At 71.1% G+C, this 18,451-nt stretch carries 18 protein-coding genes; 7 read left to right on the top strand and 11 right to left on the bottom strand.

All coding sequences use genetic code 11. The annotated features are described in order from the left end of the window. From pcaH to ACFXAZ_RS07000, 4 genes are read right to left on the bottom strand one after another with little or no spacing between them, the layout of a single operon-like run. Positions 1-774 carry a protocatechuate 3,4-dioxygenase subunit beta gene (gene pcaH / locus ACFXAZ_RS07015; RefSeq protein ID WP_384586116.1) on the bottom strand — a complete coding sequence of 258 codons (774 nt, stop codon included), beginning with the start codon at positions 772-774 and terminating at the stop codon, positions 1-3. Positions 775-782: 8 nt separating this feature from the next. Then, a complete protein-coding gene (locus tag ACFXAZ_RS07010) occupies positions 783-1,985 on the bottom strand; it encodes a thiolase family protein (protein WP_384586114.1) in 1,203 nt (400 codons plus the stop codon). Continuing rightward, positions 1,982-2,644 (bottom strand): CoA transferase subunit B, encoded by a 663-nt coding sequence (locus ACFXAZ_RS07005; protein WP_384586112.1) that lies wholly within the window; start codon positions 2,642-2,644, stop codon positions 1,982-1,984. Before ACFXAZ_RS07005 ends, ACFXAZ_RS07010 begins: the two co-directional genes overlap by 4 nt. After that, the gene (locus ACFXAZ_RS07000) at positions 2,644-3,399 is read right to left on the bottom strand and encodes a CoA transferase subunit A (protein WP_384586110.1); all 756 of its coding nucleotides are present in this window, start codon (positions 3,397-3,399) and stop codon (positions 2,644-2,646) included. The genes ACFXAZ_RS07005 and ACFXAZ_RS07000 overlap by 1 nt, the downstream gene beginning before the upstream one ends. A 255-nt stretch (positions 3,400-3,654) precedes the next feature. Between ACFXAZ_RS07000 and ACFXAZ_RS06995 the strand changes: the two genes are divergently transcribed. Then, entirely contained in the window at positions 3,655-4,119 is a 465-nt protein-coding gene (locus tag ACFXAZ_RS06995) for a MarR family winged helix-turn-helix transcriptional regulator (RefSeq protein WP_384586108.1), read from the top strand. Between the two features lie 26 nt (positions 4,120-4,145). Here the strand turns inward: ACFXAZ_RS06995 and ACFXAZ_RS06990 are convergent, their stop codons facing one another. Then, on the bottom strand, positions 4,146-5,084 hold the full coding sequence (locus ACFXAZ_RS06990; protein ID WP_384586278.1) for a DUF3048 domain-containing protein: 939 nt from the start codon (positions 5,082-5,084) through the stop codon (positions 4,146-4,148). On the opposite strand from ACFXAZ_RS06990, the gene ACFXAZ_RS06985 reads away from it, so the two are divergent. Continuing rightward, positions 5,041-5,187, top strand: a complete 147-nt coding sequence (locus ACFXAZ_RS06985) for a hypothetical protein (RefSeq protein ID WP_384586294.1) — start codon at positions 5,041-5,043, stop codon at positions 5,185-5,187. The genes ACFXAZ_RS06990 and ACFXAZ_RS06985 overlap by 44 nt on opposite strands. 222 nt (positions 5,188-5,409) lie before the next feature. Here ACFXAZ_RS06985 and ACFXAZ_RS06980 read toward each other — a convergent pair whose 3' ends face one another. Next, on the bottom strand, positions 5,410-6,480 hold the full coding sequence (locus tag ACFXAZ_RS06980; RefSeq protein ID WP_384586106.1) for an ATP-dependent DNA ligase: 1,071 nt from the start codon (positions 6,478-6,480) through the stop codon (positions 5,410-5,412). Positions 6,481-6,555: 75 nt separating this feature from the next. Here ACFXAZ_RS06980 and ligD point away from each other — a divergent pair, with 75 nt between their 5' ends. Further along, on the top strand, positions 6,556-7,572 hold the full coding sequence (gene ligD, locus ACFXAZ_RS06975) for a non-homologous end-joining DNA ligase (protein ID WP_384586104.1): 1,017 nt from the start codon (positions 6,556-6,558) through the stop codon (positions 7,570-7,572). A 61-nt stretch (positions 7,573-7,633) separates the two neighbouring features. On the opposite strand, the gene ACFXAZ_RS06970 is transcribed toward ligD, so the two are convergent. After that, positions 7,634-7,828 (bottom strand): hypothetical protein, encoded by a 195-nt coding sequence (locus ACFXAZ_RS06970; RefSeq protein ID WP_384586102.1) that lies wholly within the window; start codon positions 7,826-7,828, stop codon positions 7,634-7,636. 274 nt (positions 7,829-8,102) lie between these two features. Between ACFXAZ_RS06970 and ACFXAZ_RS06965 the strand changes: the two genes are divergently transcribed. After that, positions 8,103-8,381 (top strand): hypothetical protein, encoded by a 279-nt coding sequence (locus tag ACFXAZ_RS06965; protein WP_384586100.1) that lies wholly within the window; start codon positions 8,103-8,105, stop codon positions 8,379-8,381. 69 nt (positions 8,382-8,450) lie between these two features. On the opposite strand, the gene ACFXAZ_RS06960 is transcribed toward ACFXAZ_RS06965, so the two are convergent. Both ACFXAZ_RS06960 and ACFXAZ_RS06955 read right to left on the bottom strand, forming a co-directional pair. After that, positions 8,451-10,625, bottom strand: a complete 2,175-nt coding sequence (locus tag ACFXAZ_RS06960; RefSeq protein ID WP_384586276.1) for an OmpL47-type beta-barrel domain-containing protein — start codon at positions 10,623-10,625, stop codon at positions 8,451-8,453. A gap of 59 nt (positions 10,626-10,684) precedes the next feature. After that, positions 10,685-13,114: a ThuA domain-containing protein gene (locus ACFXAZ_RS06955; RefSeq protein ID WP_384586274.1), complete on the bottom strand. Its 2,430-nt coding sequence runs from the start codon at positions 13,112-13,114 to the stop codon at positions 10,685-10,687. 275 nt (positions 13,115-13,389) lie between these two features. On the opposite strand from ACFXAZ_RS06955, the gene ACFXAZ_RS06950 reads away from it, so the two are divergent. The 3 genes from ACFXAZ_RS06950 (at position 13,390) to ACFXAZ_RS06940 (ending at position 16,677) form a co-directional block, all read left to right on the top strand. Further along, positions 13,390-14,484 carry a multicopper oxidase domain-containing protein gene (locus ACFXAZ_RS06950; protein ID WP_384586098.1) on the top strand — a complete coding sequence of 365 codons (1,095 nt, stop codon included), beginning with the start codon at positions 13,390-13,392 and terminating at the stop codon, positions 14,482-14,484. Positions 14,485-14,573: 89 nt separating this feature from the next. After that, a complete protein-coding gene (locus tag ACFXAZ_RS06945) occupies positions 14,574-15,506 on the top strand; it encodes an ornithine cyclodeaminase family protein (RefSeq protein WP_384586096.1) in 933 nt (310 codons plus the stop codon). A 136-nt stretch (positions 15,507-15,642) separates the two neighbouring features. Beyond that, on the top strand, positions 15,643-16,677 hold the full coding sequence (locus ACFXAZ_RS06940; RefSeq protein WP_384586094.1) for a LacI family DNA-binding transcriptional regulator: 1,035 nt from the start codon (positions 15,643-15,645) through the stop codon (positions 16,675-16,677). A gap of 19 nt (positions 16,678-16,696) precedes the next feature. Here the strand turns inward: ACFXAZ_RS06940 and ACFXAZ_RS06935 are convergent, their stop codons facing one another. Together ACFXAZ_RS06935 and ACFXAZ_RS06930 are read right to left on the bottom strand one after the other, a co-directional pair. Beyond that, entirely contained in the window at positions 16,697-17,311 is a 615-nt protein-coding gene (locus ACFXAZ_RS06935; protein WP_384586092.1) for a hypothetical protein, read from the bottom strand. 281 nt (positions 17,312-17,592) lie between these two features. Next, a complete protein-coding gene (locus tag ACFXAZ_RS06930; protein WP_384586090.1) occupies positions 17,593-18,387 on the bottom strand; it encodes a VOC family protein in 795 nt (264 codons plus the stop codon). Positions 18,388-18,451: the final 64 nt, after the last annotated feature.

Below are 18,451 nucleotides of genomic sequence, written 5' to 3'. Positions count from 1 at the left end.
TCAGCGTCCTTCTTCGATCCAGGTGGCGTTCGGCCCGTCGAGCACGATGTCCCAGTGGTAGCCCATCGAGAACTCCGGCACCGACAGGCTGTGGTCGTACGTGGCGACCAGCCGCTGCCGGGCGGCGTCGTCCGTGACGGACTGGATGATCGGGTCGTACGGGAACAGCGGGTCGGCGGGGAAGTACATCTGCGTCACCAGGCGCTGGGTGAACGCCGTGCCGAAGAACGAGAAGTGGATGTGCGCCGGGCGCCAGGCGTTGTCGTGATTGCGCCAGGGGTAGGGGCCGGGCTGGATGGTGGTGAACCGGTAGCCGCCGTCGGCGTCGGTGAGGGTGCGGCCGACGCCGGTGAAGTTGGGGTCGAGCGGGGCGTCGTGCTTCTCGCGCTGATGCGCGTACCGGCCCGCCGAGTTGGCCTGCCAGATCTCGATGAGCTGACCGCGCACCGGGCGCCCGGAGCGGTCCAGCAGCCGCCCGGAGACGGTGATCCGCTCGCCGACCGGCTCACCGCTGTGCTGGATCGTCAGATCGTTGTCGCTCTCGGTGATGTCGCGCTGCCCGAACGCCGGGGAGGCCAGCTCCACCAGCTCCGGGTCCTTCGAGACGTCTATCGCCACCAGCGGCTGCCGGGGGTGGCGCAGGATCGAGGACCGGTAGGGCGCGTAGTCGCGCCGCGGGTGGTGCTCGACCGGCGCCCCCTCGGCGAGGCCCTTCTCATAGGCGGCGTGCTGCGCCGCTATCTCCTGGTCGATGTCGTGCTGGGTGAGCGTCATGGGGACTCCTAGCGTTCGAGGACCAGGGCCAGGCCCTGGCCGACGCCTATGCAGAGGGTGGCCACGCCGGTGCCCGAGCCGCGCCGGGCGAGCTGGTGGGCGACGGTCCCGGCGAGCCGTGCGCCGGACGCGCCGAGCGGGTGACCGAGGGCGATGGCACCGCCCTGGGGGTTGAGGACCGCCGGGTCGAACTCCGGCCACTCGGCCACACAGCCGAGGACCTGGGCGGCGAACGCCTCGTTCAGCTCCAGGACGGACAGGTCGTCGAACGTCCGGCCCGCCTTGCCGAGCGCGCGGTGCACGGCCTGGACGGGGGCCAGCCCGAAGTAGTGCGGCTCGATGGCGGACACGCCGGTCGCCGACACCCGGGCCAGCGGCTCACGGCCGGTGGCCCGCAGGCCTTCCTCGTCCACCAGCAGCAGCGCCGCGGCCCCGTCGTTCAGTGGGGAGGCGTTGCCCGCGGTGACCGTGCCGCCCTCCGCGCGGAAGGACGGCTTCAGCCCGGCCATGGCGGCGAGGGAGGCATCGGCGCGTACGGACTCGTCGGCGGCGAACACCACCGGCTCACCCTTGCGCCGCGGGATGCCCACGGGCGCCAGCTCGGCATCGAACAGCCCCGCTCCCTGCGCGGCGGCGGCCTTGCGATGGCTGGCCAGGGCGAACTCGTCCTGCTGCTCGCGCGTGATCTTGTGCTTGTCGGCGATCAGTTCGGCCGACTCGCCGAGGGGGACGGTCCACTGCGGATCCATCCTGGGATTGACCATGCGCCAGCCGAGGGTGGTCGAGTACAGCTCGGCGTGCCCGGCCGGGAAGGGCCGGTCCGACTTGGGCAGCACGTACGGGGCCCGGGTCATCGACTCGACGCCGCCCGCGAGGGCGATGGAGGCATCCCCGGCGGCGATGGCACGGGCGGCCTGGATGACGGCTTCGAGGCCGGAGGCGCACAGCCGGTTGACGGTGACGCCGGGGACGCTGGTGGGCAGCCCGGCGAGCAGGGCGGCCATGCGGCCGACGTTGCGGTTCTCCTCACCGGCGCCATTGGCGTTGCCGAAGTAGACGTCCTCGATACGGGACGGGTCCAGCTCCGGGGTGCGGTCGAGGAGCGCGCGGATGGCGTGGGCGGCGAGGTCGTCGGGGCGGACGGGGGCGAGGGCGCCGTTGTAGCGGCCGATGGGTGTGCGGACGGCGTCGACGATGTAGACGTCCCTCATGACTGTGCCTCCCCGGCGGTCAGCTGCTCGGCGATCCGCACCTTGGCGGCCGTCTTGGTGACGATCTCGTCGGCGGTGACGCCGGGCGCGGTCTCGGTGAGGACAAGCCCGTCGTCGGTGATGTCGAGCACGCCGAGATCGGTGATGACCCGGTTCACACACGCTTTGCCCGTGAGCGGCAGCGCGCACTGCTCCAGGATCTTCGGGGAGCCGTCCTTCGCGGTGTGGGTCATCACCACGATCACCGTCCGGGCGCCGTGCACCAGGTCCATCGCCCCGCCGATCCCGGTGATCATCTTCCCGGGGATGGCCCAGTTCGCCAGGTCCCCGCCCGCCGAGACCTGCATCGCGCCCAGCACGGCGACATCGATGTGCCCGCCCCGGATCATCGAGAAGGACAGCGCCGAGTCGAAGAAGGACGCGCCCGGCAGGACCGTGACGGTCTCCTTGCCCGCGTTGATCAGATCCGGGTCGACCTGGTCCTCGGTGGGGTACGGCCCGGTGCCCAGGATGCCGTTCTCCGACTCCAGGATCACCTCCACACCCTCGGGCAGATAGTTCGGGATCAGCGTCGGCAGCCCGATCCCCAGATTCACGTACTGACCGTCGGTCAGCTCGCGCGCCGCCCGCGCGGCCATCTCCTGCCGGGTCCAGGCCATCAGCTGCTCACCGTCCGCTGCTCGATCTTCTTGTCCGCCGCCTGCTCGGGTGTCAGCGCCAGCACCCGCCGCACGAAGATCCCCGGCAGATGTACCGCGTCCGGGTCGATCTCGCCGGGCTCGACCAGCTCCTCGACCTCGGCGATCGTGATCTTCCCGGCCATCGCGGCCAGCGGGTTGAAGTTCCGGGTCGACCTGTTGAAGACGAGGTTCCCGTGCCGGTCGCCCCGGGCCGCCCGGACCAGCGCGAAATCGGTCCGGATGCCACGCTCCAGCACATACTCGGCGCCGTCGAACTCCCGGACCTCCTTCGGCGGCGAGGCCAGCGCGACCCCGCCGGAGCCGTCGTAGCGCCAGGGCAGCCCGCCCTCGGCGACCTGCGTCCCGACCCCGGCCGGTGTGTAGAACGCGGGAATCCCCGCGCCGCCCGCGCGCAGCCGCTCCGCGAGGGTGCCCTGGGGGATCATCTCGACCTCCAGCTCACCGGCCAGATACTGCCGGGCGAACTCCTTGTTCGCGCCGATGTAGGAGCCGGTGACCCGGGCGATCCGCCCGGCCGCCAGCAGCACCGCGAGCCCGGACTCCATCGCGCCGCAGTTGTTCGACACCACCGAAAGCCCGCCGGTCCCGCGCTCGTACAACGCCTGGATCAGCACGTTCGGCACCCCGCTCAGCCCGAACCCGCCGACCGCCAGCGACGCGCCCTCCGGCACATCGGCCACCGCCGCCGCGGCCGAGGCGACCACCTTGTCCATCCCCGAAGCCCCATCTCTGCCAGGCGTCCCGACCTCTTGAAGAGTTCTCAATTAGTCAGGGCACTGATTATCTCCACGAGCTTGCCCTCACGCTGCCACCGGGACGGCTCAACCGTCAAGAGCGGGAATATTCCGGGCAGACTCCCGGCTCCCGGTCGCGGCTCCAGGTCGCAAACAGGCACTCGCCACCCAGGTATCGTTCAGTGCGCCAACGAATTGCTCAGTGCACCAACGAATTCGGACCAGGGAGCGCACATGGCCGCGGTGGACATCACCACCCACCCCGGGCACCTCGCCCGGCGGCTCCAGCAGGCGCACTACCTGCTGTGGAACACGATGGTCTCCGAGGAGATCACCTCACCGCAGTTCGCCGTCCTGAACGCGCTCGTCGCCGAGCCCGGCCTGGACCAGCGGACCGTGGGGGAGCGGGTGGGGCTCGACCGGTCGACCGTCGCCGAGGTGATCAGCCGCCTCGACCGGCGCGGACTGCTGGACAAGGTGCGCGACCCGCAGGACGGCCGCCGCTTCCTGCTGCGCCCGACCGAGGACGGCACACGCACCCACCGTCGGCTCGCCCTGCGCACCGCCCGGATGAACCAGGTCCTCCTCGCCCCGCTGACCGCCGACGAACGGACCCTGTTCCTCGACCTGATCAGCCGGGTCGCGGACGCGGCGGAGGGGCTCCGCAATCCGGCGGAGCCCCTGGTCGGCCGGCCCTGACCCGCCGGGACGGGGGATCGGACACCTCACCGCTGGGCGTACACCACCCACACCTGCCCGTCCGCGAAGTTCAGCGGCTTGCCGTCGTCCGTCGTGAACCGGGTGCCGTCGGCGCCATCCGCACGCTGCCACTTGGCGTCGTACGCCTTGCCGTCCCGCAGCACCTCCGCCGTGCCCGAGCCCACCGTCTCGGTGTACGGCGTGTAATTGCCGAGCGAGTCATGGAAGTCGGACGGGCGCACGGTCACCTGCTGGACGACGACCGTCGCCGGGGCCAGGGCACCCGCGTCGGTGGTGACCGCCTCCGTGCCGTCCATGGCGACCAGCCAGCGGTGCCGCTGCGGCGACCAGGTGAAGGTGAACTCGGCGGTCGGATAGCGCACGGTCCGCGAGTTCACCGCCGTGCCGCCGGCCGGGGCCGGACCGAAGCGGAAGCCCGTGGTCAGCGCGTCGGCGCCGGGGGCGGCGGACAGCAGCCGGCCGGGGCGGGCGTAGAGATTGTGCGGGGAGGGACGGTCGGCGGCCCGGGTGTAGGCGTCGGACGCGGTGCCGGGCGGTTCCGCCTGCACCGGGGCCGCGTCGATCAGCGGCAGCAGCCTGCTCTGCGCCCCGGAGAAGGCCAGCACCGGCTCGTCGAACTGGCGCAACAGCTCCAGATCGCTCTCCCGGGCACTGCGCACCGGCCCCACGCGGTCCGGCAGCCGCGTCGCGTACACCGCCATCAGCCTGCTCAGACCGCCCTCGACCTGCTCGGCGTACACGACGTCCGCCGCGTTCAGACCGGTCTGCGGACGGGCCTGCGGCACATTGTCGATCTTCACGGCAAGGACCGGGCCGGTCTTTGCCGGGGCGCTCCGCGTCGGGGCGGGCGGGGTCTCCTTCGCCCGGCTGTCGTCGCGCCGGTCACGGTCGCCACCCACCGTGCAACTCGCCGTCACCGCGACCGACACCGCCGTGACCAGCAGCGCCGCCGTCCTGGTGACCCGCCGCGTCCGCGCCCTGTCCGCCCCTGCCACTGCCCTGCCCAACGTCGCCACCCACCCACTCGTGCGTCCGATGATGCGCTGATCGGTTATTAGCGCTTATCGGCTGTTAGATGGTCATACCCACACACTGTCCACTGTTCCGTGACGGCATCGCGAATTCACCGCCGGCCGGGTGGCGGAGGTGGGCCGATCGGAGCAGGAGCCCGGCAGCCGGGGGACGTCGGCGTGCCCCGTCAGGGGCGCGGGGAACTGCGCGACCAGCCCCCACCGGCCCGCACCTCCCGACGAAGCCGCCACCCACCCCTCACTCGCCCCTCCCGAAAACCTCCGCCAGGTCGTACCCCACCGGCTCCTCCAACTGCGCATACGTACAGCTCCGCGGCGTCCGATCCGCCCGCCACCGGCGAAAGCGGGCCGTATGCCGAAAGCGCGCCCCGTTCTCCATGTGGTCGTACGCCACCTCCGCCACCCGCTCCGGCCGCAGCGGCACCCAGGACAGATCCTTCTTGCCCGACCAGCGGCTCGGCGCCCCCGGCAGCCGCGCCCCCTCGTGCGCGGACTCCTCGGTCCAGGCCGCCCACGGATGCCCGGCGGCGTCCGCCATCCGCAGCGGCTCCAGCTCCCCGATCAGCTCCTCGCGCCGCTTCATGGCGAACGCGGCGGACACCCCGACATGCTGAAGGGTGCCCCGGTCGTCGTACAGCCCCAGCAGCAGCGAGCCGACCACCGGCCCGCTCTTGTGGAAGCGGTAGCCCGCCACGACCACATCCGCCGTGCGCTCATGCTTGATCTTGAACATCGCGCGCTCGTTCTGGAGGTACGGCAGGGTCAGCGGCTTGGCGATCACCCCGTCCAGCCCGGCCCCCTCGTACTGCTCGAACCACCGCCCGGCCCGCTCCGCGTCCGTCGTCGCCGGGGCCAGATGCACCGGCGGGGTGACCCCGGCCAGGGCCCTGGCCAGCAGCGTCCGCCGATCCGCGAGGGCCACGTCCAGGACCGACTCGTCGTCCAGGGCGAGCAGGTCGAACGCCACGAACCAGGCCGGAGTGCGCTCGGCGAGCTGCCGTACCCGGGAGTCCGCCGGGTGGATCCGCTCGGTCAGCGCGTCGAAGTCCAGCCGTCCCTCGCGGGCGATCACGATCTCCCCGTCCAGCACGCACCGGCTCGGCACCCGTTCGCGCAGCGCCGCCACCAGCTCGGGGAAATACCTGGTCAGCGGCTTGCCGGTGCGGCTGCCCAGCTCGACCTCGGCCCCGTCGCGGAACACGATCGCCCGGAACCCGTCCCACTTGGCCTCGTACTGCATGCCCGGCGGGATCTTCGCCACGGACTTGGCGAGCATCGGCTTCACGGGCGGCATCACCGGGAGGTCCATGCCAGAGATTCTCCGCCCCGCGTGGGCGTTCTGCCCGATATGCGGGGTGGGGATGACCCGCCTACCGTGTCTCGCATGGGCGAAGCGGTGCAGCTGGAGGTGGCCGGGCGGAGCGTACGGCTGTCCAGTCCGGGCAAGGTGTTCTTCCCGGAGCGCGGTTTCACCAAGCTGGACCTCGCCCGGTACTACATCGCCGTCGGCCCCGGCATCCTGCGCGCCCTGCGTGACCGTCCCACCACCCTGGAGCGCTACCCCGAGGGGGTGACCGGCGAGTCCTTCTTCCAGAAGCGGGCGCCCAAGAACATGCCCGACTGGATCCCCACCGCCCACATCACCTTCCCCAGCGGACGCAGCGCCGACGAGATGTGCCCCACGGAGGAGGCGGCCGTGGTGTGGGCCGCGCAGTTCGGCACCCTGACCTTCCACCCCTGGCCGGTGCGGCGGGCGGACGTCGACCATCCCGACGAACTCCGGATCGACCTGGACCCGCAGCCCGGCACCGACTTCGACGACGCGGTGCGCGCCGCCCATGAACTGCGCGCGGTCCTGGACGAGTTCGGCGGGCTGCGCGGTTTCCCGAAGACGTCCGGCGGGCGCGGTCTGCATGTCTTCGTGCCCATCGAACCGCGCTGGACCTTCACCCAGGTCCGCCGCGCCGCCATCGCCGTGGGCCGTGAGCTGGAGCGCCGGATGCCGGACCGGGTCACCATCAAGTGGTGGAAGGAGGAGCGCGGCGAACGGATCTTCGTGGACTACAACCAGACGGCCCGTGACCGCACGATCGCCTCCGCCTACTCCGTACGTCCCCGCCCGCACGCCCCGGTCTCGGCGCCCCTGCGCTGGGCGGAGGTGGAGGTCGGTGCCGTCCACCCGCGTGACTTCGACCTGGCGACGATGCCGGTGCGGTTCGCGGAGGCCGGTGATGTGCACTCCGACATGGACGACCACCGCTATTCGCTGGAGGCGCTGCTCGACCTGGCCGCGCAGGACGAACGTGACCATGGCCTCGGCGATCTGCCGTACCCGCCCGAGTACCCGAAGATGCCGGGTGAGCCGAAGCGGGTGCAGCCGAGCCGGGCCAGGAAGGAGTGACGCCGGGGACCGGACCCGTTCGGCTCGGAGCCTCGAACGGACCCGGTCCCCCCGTCGTGTTTCAGGGAGCCAGCGCCAGACAGCCCGTGCCCGGCACCGCGGTGGGCACGGCGAGGGCGCCCAGCGACACCAGGCCGGTGACCTCCTGGACCGCGCAGTCGACGGTGGCCACCGGGTCCGGGATCGCGACGGCCGGCGTGGCCAGCATGCCGAGCAGGGCGACGGCGCCGAGGGCGGTGGCGGCGAGACGGGACATGGGCTTCCTCCAAGGGAGCGGTGGATGTTCGCGTCGAGCCTGCCCTGATGTATGCGTTCACTTCTCCTTCGGTCACTCGAACGAGTCTGCTGAATCGATTCGCCGGTTTTCCGTGTTCACGGGCATCGATTTCCGGCCAGGTGATCCAGCTATCGGCCAATATGTCAGGGAATGACACACTTCCTGTTGTGGTGGACAGGAGGTCTGGACCAATCTTTCCCCTGTCATCCCGGGCGAACCCGGATGACCTCGACGAAAGGGAGGGCTCAACGTCATGTCCCTGCGCAAGATGCTCGCGAGCGCGGCCGTGGTCGGCGCCGTCGCCACCGCCGGACTCCTCGCCGCTCCGGCGGCCCAGGCGGCCACCACCACCGAGGCCACCGTCACCGCCACGGAGGCAGGCCCCACCCAGTGGGTCCCCTGGGGCACGTACTCCAGCCAGGGCGCCTGTTTCTACGCCGGCAACTGGGCGGTCATGAACGCCGGCGCGTCCTACTTCAACTGCTACCAGATCGCCCCCGACCAGTGGGCCCTGGAACTCTGGCGCCCCTGACCGCAGCGCGAAGCGCCCGCGACCGGTGTCCGGTCACGGGCGCTCCGCCCTTCCTGAGGTCGCCCCTCCTTACAGGTCCTTGATCCGGATGTCCCGGTACGAGACCACATCCGTGGTGCCGTGCACCTGGAGCCCGATGTAACCGGAGGCGAACCGCCGGCCGTCGGTGCCCGGGTCGTCCCCGCGCGGCGGCGTGAACTCCTGCCCGCCGCTGTTCTCGAACTCGTTGATCAGCACACCGTTGCGGTAGATCGAGTAGTGCTGGTCGACCACCCGGATCTCGTAGTCGTTCCAGGTGCCCTTCTGGGTCACGCCCGCCCCGGCCAGGCCCACGCGGTCGAAGCCGTAGATCGACCCCGTCTTGTACATGTCGCCGGTGGGACGGTCGAACACCTGCACCTCATGCCCGTACTTGATGGCGACCCACTCCGGACGGGTCTCCTCCGGGTGGTTCAGGACGCTCGGGAAGCGCACGAAGACACCCGAGTTGGCGTTCCCGGTGCCCGGCGCGTCGTCGCGCCACTGGAAGCGCAGCGAGAAGTCGCCGTACTTGCGCTGCGGGAACCACAGCATGCCCAGGCCGCCCTTGGTGGTGCCGCTGGTCATCGACCCGTCCGCGTTCAGCCCGAACGAACCGCCGCCCACGTGCTGCCACTTGGCGAAGGAGCCCGCCGTGCCGTCGAAGACCGGGACGTACCCCGTCGTCTGGCCGGGTGTGCCGATGCCGGACTGCTTCGCGGCCCTGGTGATCGCGTTGTACTCCCGCCTGTCGATCACCCCGTCCTTGCGGAGCTTGTCCAGGACCGTCTTGACGTGCTTGAGGAACAGCGCGTGGGACGTCCACCGCTTCTCGTCCTCGATCAGCTCATTGATCCGGCACCGGCTCTCGGTCAGCCGGTTCGGCACGCCCGAGTCGACCGTGCCGACGATGACCGTCAGCCGCTCGTCGTACTCCGCGCAGTTCGGCGCGGGCGGACCGCTCGACACCACGGTGAAGTGCACCGTACGTGCCGCCGCCGTGTTGCCCGCCTTGTCCGTCGCCCGGTAGGCCAGCGAATGCGCCCCCGCCCGGTCGACCACCACCGCGCCGGAGTACGCCAGGTAGGGGCCGCCGTCCAGCGAGTACTCGATCCGGTCGACGCCGGAGCCGCCCTCGTCGGTCGCCGTCACCGTCACCTTGGCGTTGCCGATGTACGCCCCGTCCGAGTTGCGCGCGCCGTCCACCGCGACACCCGTGACCGGTGCCGTGGTGTCCTCCGGCGGCGCGGCGACCACCGTGAACCGCACATTCTTCTCGGCGGCCACATTGCCCGCCTTGTCGGTCGCCCGGTAGCGCACGGTGTGGTCGCCCACCTGGTGGACCATCACCGGGGCGGTGTACGGCTGCCAGGCGCCGTCGGCCCCGATGGCGTACTCGATGGTGTTGACCCCGGATCCGGTGTCCGACGCGGACACCGTCACCGTCGCCATGTCGATGTACGTCCCGTCCGGGTTGCGCTCACCCGTGACGGTCGCCGAGGTCTCCGGCGCGGTGGTGTCGTCCGTCTGCGGGGCCACCACCGTGAACCGGGCCGTCTTCTCCGCCGACACATTGCCGGCCTTGTCGGTGGCCCGGTAGCGGACCTGGTGCGCGCCGACCTGATCGACCACCACCGGGGCGGTGTAGGGCTGCCAGGCGCCCGCGTCGCCGATCGCGTACTCGATGCGGTCGACGCCCGAGCCGCCCGTCTCGTCCGTCGCGTCGATCGCCACGGTCGCGGCACCGACGTACTCGCCCTGGGTGTTCTGCGTCCCGGTGACCCGGGCCGTGGCCTCGGGTGCGGTGGTGTCCTCACCGGTGCCCTCGGTCACCACCAGGATGCCCTGCATCTGGCCGTGGCCGGGGATCGTGCAGTGGTAGAAGTAGCGCCCCGGGGTGAGGTTCACCGTCGCGGTGTGCCTGCCGCCCTGGGCGTCGGACGGGTTGGCCAGGATGTTCAGCTGGACATCGCTGTTGAACTCCGGGTCGCTCGTCACGAACGTCAGTGTGTGCGGCATCCCGGTGGTGTTGCCGGTCGCCCTGCTGTTCTCGAAGACGATCGTCGCCGGACCCGCCACCGCCGTCGTCGGCACCGACAGATAGCGGTCGATGGGGTCGCCCGCAGTCCAGGTCAGCGTCTGCCCGGCGGCCGGTGCGGCCGGTGCGGCGGGCGCGTCCGGCTGCTGCCCGAGCGCCGGAGCCGACTGGAGCCCGAGCATCACCATCACGGCGGCCAGCAGTGCCGTGAGCAGTCTGCCCCGGCGCACTCTTCGTATCGGCCGTCTCACTTGGCCCCCTTGGCGAGCTGGTTCGCGGCCGGGGTCGGCCCGGCGCCCTGGTAGGTGACCCGCCACAGCGCCGACCTCGCGTCCGAGGTGAAGAACCCCCGGCCGTAGTCGAGCACGTACAGCGCGCCGTCCGGACCGAACCTCCAGTCCATGAGGTTCCTGATGCCGTCGTTGCCGACCGGCACGATCTTCTTCAGCGACTCCGAGTGCACGGGGATGCCGCCCGCGCCGACCGTCTTCGGGTCCATCACCACGGCGTTGCGCGGCTGGTCGGAGTCGTAGAAGTCACCCACGAACCACTTGCCGTCCCAGTACGACGGCCACTTCACCGCACTCGCCGAGGCGGTGTCGTAGCGGTAGACGGGCCCGTTCATCGCGGCCTGACCGCCGCCCTTCAGCCACGGCAGCGCGTACGTCGCCTCCTCCTGCTTGTAGGAGGGCACACCGTTCGCGTCACGCGGGAAGTCGGGGGCGCCGCCCTGCGGGGAGTACCAGATGTTGTTCTTGGTGACCGGCGGGATGTTGACCAGACCGTCGTTGTTCGGCGACTCGTTCTTCGGCGCGTCGCAGTCGTACCAGTCCAGCGGCTGGGCGGGATCGGGCAGATTGCGGTCCCGGTAGGGCTGGTTGTTGCCCATGCAGTACGGCCAGCCCCGGTTGCCCGCCTCGGTGATCGCGGCGAACGTGTCGTACTTCGCCGGCCCCCAGGTCGGCGACGGCGACCCGGCGTCCGGGCCGACCCACCCCGCGTACAGGATGTCGGTCTGCTGGTCCACGTAGATGCGCGCCGGGTTGCGCACGCCCATCACATAGATCTCGCCGCGGGTCTTGCCGCCGCCCTCGTCGGGTTCCTTGCCGGTGAAGAGGTTCCCCTTCGGCAGGGTGTAGGTCCCGTCGGGTTCCGGGTGGATGCGCAGGATCTTGCCGTTGAGGTTGTTGGTGTTGCCCGCCGTGCGGCGCGCGTCGGCGAAGGAGACGCCCTTGTAGTTCGGCTGCGGGTTGTTGCCCGAGTAACCGCCGCTGAAGCCACTGGAGTTGTTGTCACCGGTCGCGATGTACAGGTTGCCCTCTGAGTCCCAGGTCATCCCGCCGCCCGCGTGACAGCAGCTGTGGATCTGCACCGGCCACTCCAGCAGCACCTTCTCGCTGCTCAGGTCCAGCTTGTTGGTGGCCTGGTCGAGGGTGAACCGGGAGACCCGCCGATCGGCCATCCGGGTGTCCCGGTTGATCTGATCGTGCGGGGTGTAGTGCAGATACACCCACCCGTTGTCCGCGAACCTCGGGTCCAGCTCGATGCCGAGCAGCCCCTCCTCGACCTTGCGCAGCTCGTCGCCGCCGCCCTTGTTGCCGAACACGGTCAGCGCGCCGGCCAGGGTGACCTGCCCGGTCTTCGGGTCGTAGACGTGGATCTCGCCCTTGCCCTTGCCGATGTTCGGGTCGTTCCAGTCGGTGACCACCGGCTGCGAGGAGTCGGCGCCGCCCCGGCCGATGTAGAACACCCGGCCGTCAGGTGCGGTGACCAGCCCGTGCGGCTCGCCGATCTGGTCGTTCTGGCCCGGCTGATTCGGCTTGGTGAGCCGTTCCGCCTTGTAGTTGGCGGTGATGGTCGCCGAGCAGTCGGCCCGTACCAGCCGGGTCGTCCACAGCAGCGCGCCGCGCAGATGACCGCGGAAGTCGGTCTCGTCGTACGCCGACGCCGTACCGCCCATGCCGGTGTAGAAGGAGCGCCCGCCGTCGTAGTCGCGGCACCAGCTGACCGGGTGGTCCCAGCCGTTCGCGCTCGCGCCCGGCTTGTACGTCGACTCGCGCACCCGGGCGACCGTGTGCACCTGGCCGGACGGGTTCTTCACCCAGTTCGTCCAGACGTCGGGCCGCTTCCAGGTCAGCGGCAGATTCTTGGTGGCCGGGTGCTGCCGGTCGCCGATCTCGACCGTGGCGCGCTGCACGTTCGCCGGGCTCGACGCGGCGGGCCGGGCGCCGATCAGCCCGGTGAACCAGTCCGAGTACGGCTCGGCCCTGGCCGCGTCATGGACGCCGAGGAAACCGCCCCCGGCCTCCATGTACGCCTCCAGGCCCGCCTCCTGCTCCGGGTCGAGGATGTCCCCGCCGCCGGTGAGGAACACGATCGCGTTGTAGCGGCCCAGCTTGGTCGCGTTGGTGAAGACGGAGGCGTCGTCGGTGGCCTCCGTGCTGAACCGCTGGTTCGTGGGCCCGGTGAGCCCGATGGTCTCGATGGCCTCGATCCCGGCGTTCACCACGGGCGACTCCTCGCCGCCCGCGGCGGACCCGTAGAAGGCCAGCACCCGTACGTTCGCGCCGCCCGGGGGCGACTTGATGGACATCGTTGCCAGTGATGGATCGGGGGCCGGGCGCGCGGTGGCGGACGGGCCGGAGAGCAGCCCCGCGGTGACGAATCCGGCGGCCAGTGCGGCCGTCAGGACCCGTCGCCCGGTGCGTTTCCCGGTGTGTCGCGCAGCGCCCGACCCTGGTGCGGAAAAGGGTCTTTGGTGCGTGGTGGACCGCATGTGGTCTTCCACCCCTCGTCGGTTCACAGCCAGCGCCTAGGAAAGCTAGACGTCTTTTCCCGGTTCGCCAATAGGTATGACCGTGAAGAAACAAACTTTGTCCTGAGTGTGGATAAACTCTGCGGCTCCGGCTAGCGTCTCGACTCCGAATCCCGTACCGACGTAGGGAGTTCGGCATGGACAGACGTGCATTCAACCGGCGGATCGTGCTGGGCGGTGCGGCGGTCGCGACTTCGTTGTCCCTGGGACCCGAAGCCGTGAGCGCCACCGCGACCCCGGCCCGCACCGCCCCGGCCGGCGGGGAGACCCGGCGGATCAAGCTCTACGCCGAGCGGCTGGACGGCGGAAAGATGGGCTACGGCTTCGAGAAGGGCAAGGCCAGCGTCCCGGGCCCGCTGATCGAGCTGACCGAGGGCGACACCCTGCACATCGAGTTCGAGAACACCATGGACGTGCCGGTGAGCCTGCACGTCCACGGCCTGAACTACGAGATCACCAGCGACGGCACCATGATGAACAACAGTCATGTCGAGCCGGGCGACACCCGCACCTACACCTGGCGCACCCATGTCCCCGGCCGCCGCAAGGACGGCACCTGGCGGGCGGGCAGCGCGGGCTACTGGCACTACCACGACCATGTGGTCGGCACCGTGCACGGCACCGGCGGCATCCGCAACGGCCTGTACGGACCGGTGATCGTGCGGAGAAAGGGCGACATCCTGCCGGACCGCACCCACACCGTCGTCTTCAACAACATGTCCATCAACAACCGCCCCGCGCACAGCGGCCCGGACTTCGAGGCCACCGTCGGCGACCGGGTGGAGTTCGTGATGATCACGCACGGCGAGTACTACCACACGTTCCATATGCACGGTCATCGCTGGGCCGACAACCGCACCGGCCTGCTCACCGGCCCCGACGACCCCAGCCAGGTCATCGACAACAAGATCGTGGGCCCCGCCGACTCCTTCGGCTTCCAGGTGATCGCGGGGGAGGGGGTGGGGGCGGGCGCGTGGATGTACCACTGCCATGTACAGAGCCACTCCGACATGGGGATGGTCGGCCTGTTCCTGGTCAAGAAGACGGACGGCACGATCCCGGGGTACGACCCGCATGCGGGGCACGGGGCGGCGGCGCAAGGGGGGTCGACGGGACCGGGCGACACGGCGGAGAAGTCGGGTGCTCCGGCCGAGAAGTCGGGTGCTCCGGCGGAAAAGGAGAGCGGGTCGGACGGAGCGGGGTCCGGGGCTGGGGCCGGGCACGCGCACTGAGCGCGGGGGCCGGGACCGGGTCGGGGCACGCCCACTGAGCCCTGCCGGGCGCCGCCGGCCCGCTCCCGCGCACCGGGGATCATGTGCGGGTGACCCGACTGCTCACCCGAAGTGATCTGGAAGCCGTGCTGGACCCGGCGGAGTGCGTGGCCGCCCTGCGGGAGGGGTTCGTCCGCGCGCCCGCCGCGACGACGGGGCGGCGGGTGCGGACCGACCTCCCGTTCCCCGGCACGGCGACCGCCCTCATCCCCGGCCTGCTGCCGGGCATCGACGCCTACACCGTCAAGGTCAACGCCAAGTTCCCGGGCGCGCGTCCGGCCCTGCGCGGCGTGGTCTGTCTGCACGGCGGACGGGACGGCGAGCTGCTCGCCCTGCTGGACTCCGCCACCCTGACGGCCTGGCGGACCGGCCTCGCCGCCGCCGTCGGCACCCATGCCCTGGCCGGGGTGGGCACGGCGGTGGGCGTGATCGGGGCGGGCGCCCAGGCCGAGGTGATGGTCCGCGGACTGGCGGCACTGCGTCCGCGGACCCAACTCGCCGTGCACGACCTGGACCCGGCGCGGGCACGGTCGTTCGCCGAGCGGCACGACGGACGGGCGGCGGCCTCCGTACGGGAGGTCATGGCGGCGTCGGACATCGTCCTGCTGGCGACCTGGTCACGAGAACCCCTCCTGGGCCTCGCGGACACGCCGCCCGGCCGCCACCTCACCAGCCTCGGCGCCGACGAACCGGGCAAGCGGGAACTGTCCGCCGACCTTCTCTCGCACGCCCTGCTCATCGTCGACGACCGCCGACTGGCCGCCGAAACCGGGGCGCTGGCGACGGCGGGCCTCCCGGCGGAGGCAGCCGCCGCGACCCTGGGCGAGGTACTGCGCGGCGAGCACCCGGGCCGCACCGAGCCCACAGAACGGACGGTGTACACCCCGGTGGGCCTGCCCTGGCAGGACCTCGCACTGGCCTGGCCCGCGTACGAGCGGGCGGCGCGGGAGGGGGTGGGGGTGGAGGTGGATCTCCTGGGGTGAGGGGGTGGGGTGTGGGGTGGGCAACCCCAGGGGTCGGCCGTCCGCCCGCGCACAGCCCAGCCGCGGGCGAGAGCGCTCTCACCGCCCTCCCGACCGCTGGCTATCCTGACCGGCAGCCGTCGATGAGGGGTGCCGGGTGAGCGAGGCAGTGCCGCGTCCCACACTGGAGGAAGTGGCCGCGCGGGCAGGGGTGTCGAGGGCCACCGCCTCACGGGTCGTCAACGGCGGCGACGGGGTACGGGCGCCGCTCGTGGACCGGGTGCGCCGGGCCGTCGAGGAACTCGGCTACGTCCCCAACCGGGCCGCCCGCAGCCTGGTGACCCGGCGCCACGACGCGATCGCCGTGGTCGTCGCCGAACCGGAGAGCCGGATCTTCGCCGACCCCTTCTTCGCCCTCCAACTGCGCGGCATCAGCAAGGAACTGACCGCCCACGACAACCAACTCGTGCTGCTGCTCACCGAGGGCCGCGACGACCACGCCCGGGTGGGCCGCTATCTCGCGGGCGGCCATGTCGACGGCGCCCTCGTCTTCTCCCTGCACCTGGACGACCCGCTGCCCGCGCTGATCCGGGGCGCCAAGGTCCCCGCCGTCTTCGGCGGCCGTCCCGGCTGGGGCGACGGCGAGCGGGGCACCGAGCCGACGGTGTACGTCGACAGCGACAACCGGGGTGGCGCGCGCGAGGCCGTACGGCACCTGCTCGCGCTCGGCCGGACCCGTGTCGCGCACATCACCGGCGCTCCCGACCAGACCTCGGCGGTGGACCGGCTCGACGGCTACCGCGATGTCCTGCCGGACGCCGATCCGGCCCTGGTCGCGCCGGGCGACTTCACCCCCGCGGGCGGTGAGCGGGCGATGCGGGAACTGCTCGCCCGGCGGCCGGACCTGGACGCGGTGTTCGCGGCGAACGACCTCACGGCCGTGGGCGCCCTCCGCGTGCTGCGGGAGCGGGGCGTACGAGTGCCGGAGGAGATCGCCGTGATCGGCTTCGACGACATGCTGCCGATCGCCGAGCAGACCGACCCCCCGCTGACGACGGTCCGTCAGGACATCGAGGGCATGGGCCGGCTGATGGCCCGCCGCCTCCTGGAACGACTGCGCGGCGACCCGGGCGCCGAACTGCCCACGGGCGTGATCCTGCCGACCACGCTGGTGCCGCGCGCGTCGGCGTAGAGCACCAGCGTGCTTGGTCCTACCGTTTCCAGGCCGTTGTCCTGAAGGTGTAGTCGACACCCCATTCGACATAGACGCGCTTGAGGTGGACCCAGGTCACTTCCTCGGCGACGGCTCGAACGACCGTTCCCTCGACGGTCTCCACGCACAGCACCGTGCCACGTCTGATCGGATTCTCGTCCTTGAGCAGGTCGTAGCCATCGACGGTCTGGATCCCGCCCTGCCTGGCGACCTCAAGGCACTCCTCCGCGGAGGGCACGGGAATGTCCGACGTACCGGCGGCGGGTGCCTGGAGTCCGAGGCCGAACGACGCGCAGGTGTTGAGCGACAGATCCGACTCCTCCGGCAGGGACACGCGGCTGCGATCGGACCCCACCGAGCCTTCGTCGAAGTCGACGAACGAGTTCCGGCATTCACTCGACCGAGGGGTGCGCAGTGTGAGGAGGCGCTCGGCGTACACCTCCCGGTACGCCGTCCGCTGCTCGTCCTGAGCGGGCCCGTCAGGTGGGGGACCTGAGCCGCCCGGCGGGCCGGTGGATGTCGCCGCCGCGGGTGCCGGGGGTTTGCCGTCGTCCTGGGTCACGAGCAGGGGAGCGATGAGCGTGGCCAGGCCGCCGAAGAGCGTGGCGACCACACCGAGAGCGGTCAGCTTGTGCAGGCTGGTCCACCCGGATCCGTCATCTCCCGGAGGGGCTCCCGTGGGGCCCGGACCCGGGTTTCCCGCACCGGCCGATCCGCCCTCGCCTAAGGAAGATCCATTCGCGGTCACGCTTTGTCTCCCGATTTATGGATGAGTTGGGGCAGAATGCTATCGCCGACGAGGCCGACGGCCAGTCGGCGAACACGGCACCCCACGGCACCCACAGAGCGGGACACCGGCCCCGGCGAGATGACCCGCCGAGCCGGCCCGGCGACTCAGCCCCCTTGCCGCGGCAGCGGTCGCAGCAGCGCGAATCTCGCGCCGAACGGGTCGGCCAGCCTGGCGATCCGGCCCACGTCCGGCACATCCACCGGCTCCACCTGGACCGTGCCGCCCAGCTCGGTGGCGCGGGCGCACACGACATCCGGGTCGGCCGTCGAGAAGTACGGCAGCCAGTACGGCTCGCCGCCCGCCTCCGCCGGGTCCTCGTCCAGCGGGACCAGTCCGCCGAACATCGAGTCCTCACCCTGCCCGGCCGGGTTGACGCAGGTGTAGGAGCCGCCGGGGTAGAGGACCGAGGAGGTCTCCCAGCCGAGCACCGCGTTGTAGTAGCCCGCAGCCGCCGCGATGTCCCGCGTGTGCAGCTCCAGCCAGACCAGCGAGCCGTGCTCACCGACCACGTCGACGCCCTTCACCCGCCCCGGCTGCCAGATGCCGTACGGCACGCCCGAGCGGTCCGTGAGAATCGCCGTCCGGCCCTGGCCCATCACGTCCAGCGGTTCCGTCAGCACCTTGCCGCGCATCTTCTGGACCTTCTCGGCCGTGGCGTCCGCGTCCGGGCTCTGGAAGTAGACCGTCCAGGCCGACGGGCCCTGCCCGGGGTCGGTCGGCATGACGCCCGCGACCGTCCTGCCGTCCAGCCGGAAGAACCCGTACCCACCGGCCCCGGGCCCGGCGGACTGGAACTGCCAGCCGAAAAGTGCCTGGTAGAAGGTGGTGGCCCGGTCGATGTCGGCGGTACCGAGATCGATCCAGTTCGGTGCGCCGGTGACGAAATGGGTGCTGAGCATGATCACCTTCCCGGAGGCCACTGCCTGTTCACTGCCTGTGCTTGTCCACTGCCGAGTCTTGCAC

Origin of the sequence: Streptomyces sp. NPDC059477, assembly GCF_042749375.1 — a bacterium.
Classification (GTDB): domain Bacteria; phylum Actinomycetota; class Actinomycetes; order Streptomycetales; family Streptomycetaceae; genus Streptomyces.
Note: the sequence above shows the minus strand (reverse complement) of the source record. Positions and strands in the feature narration are given on the sequence as shown.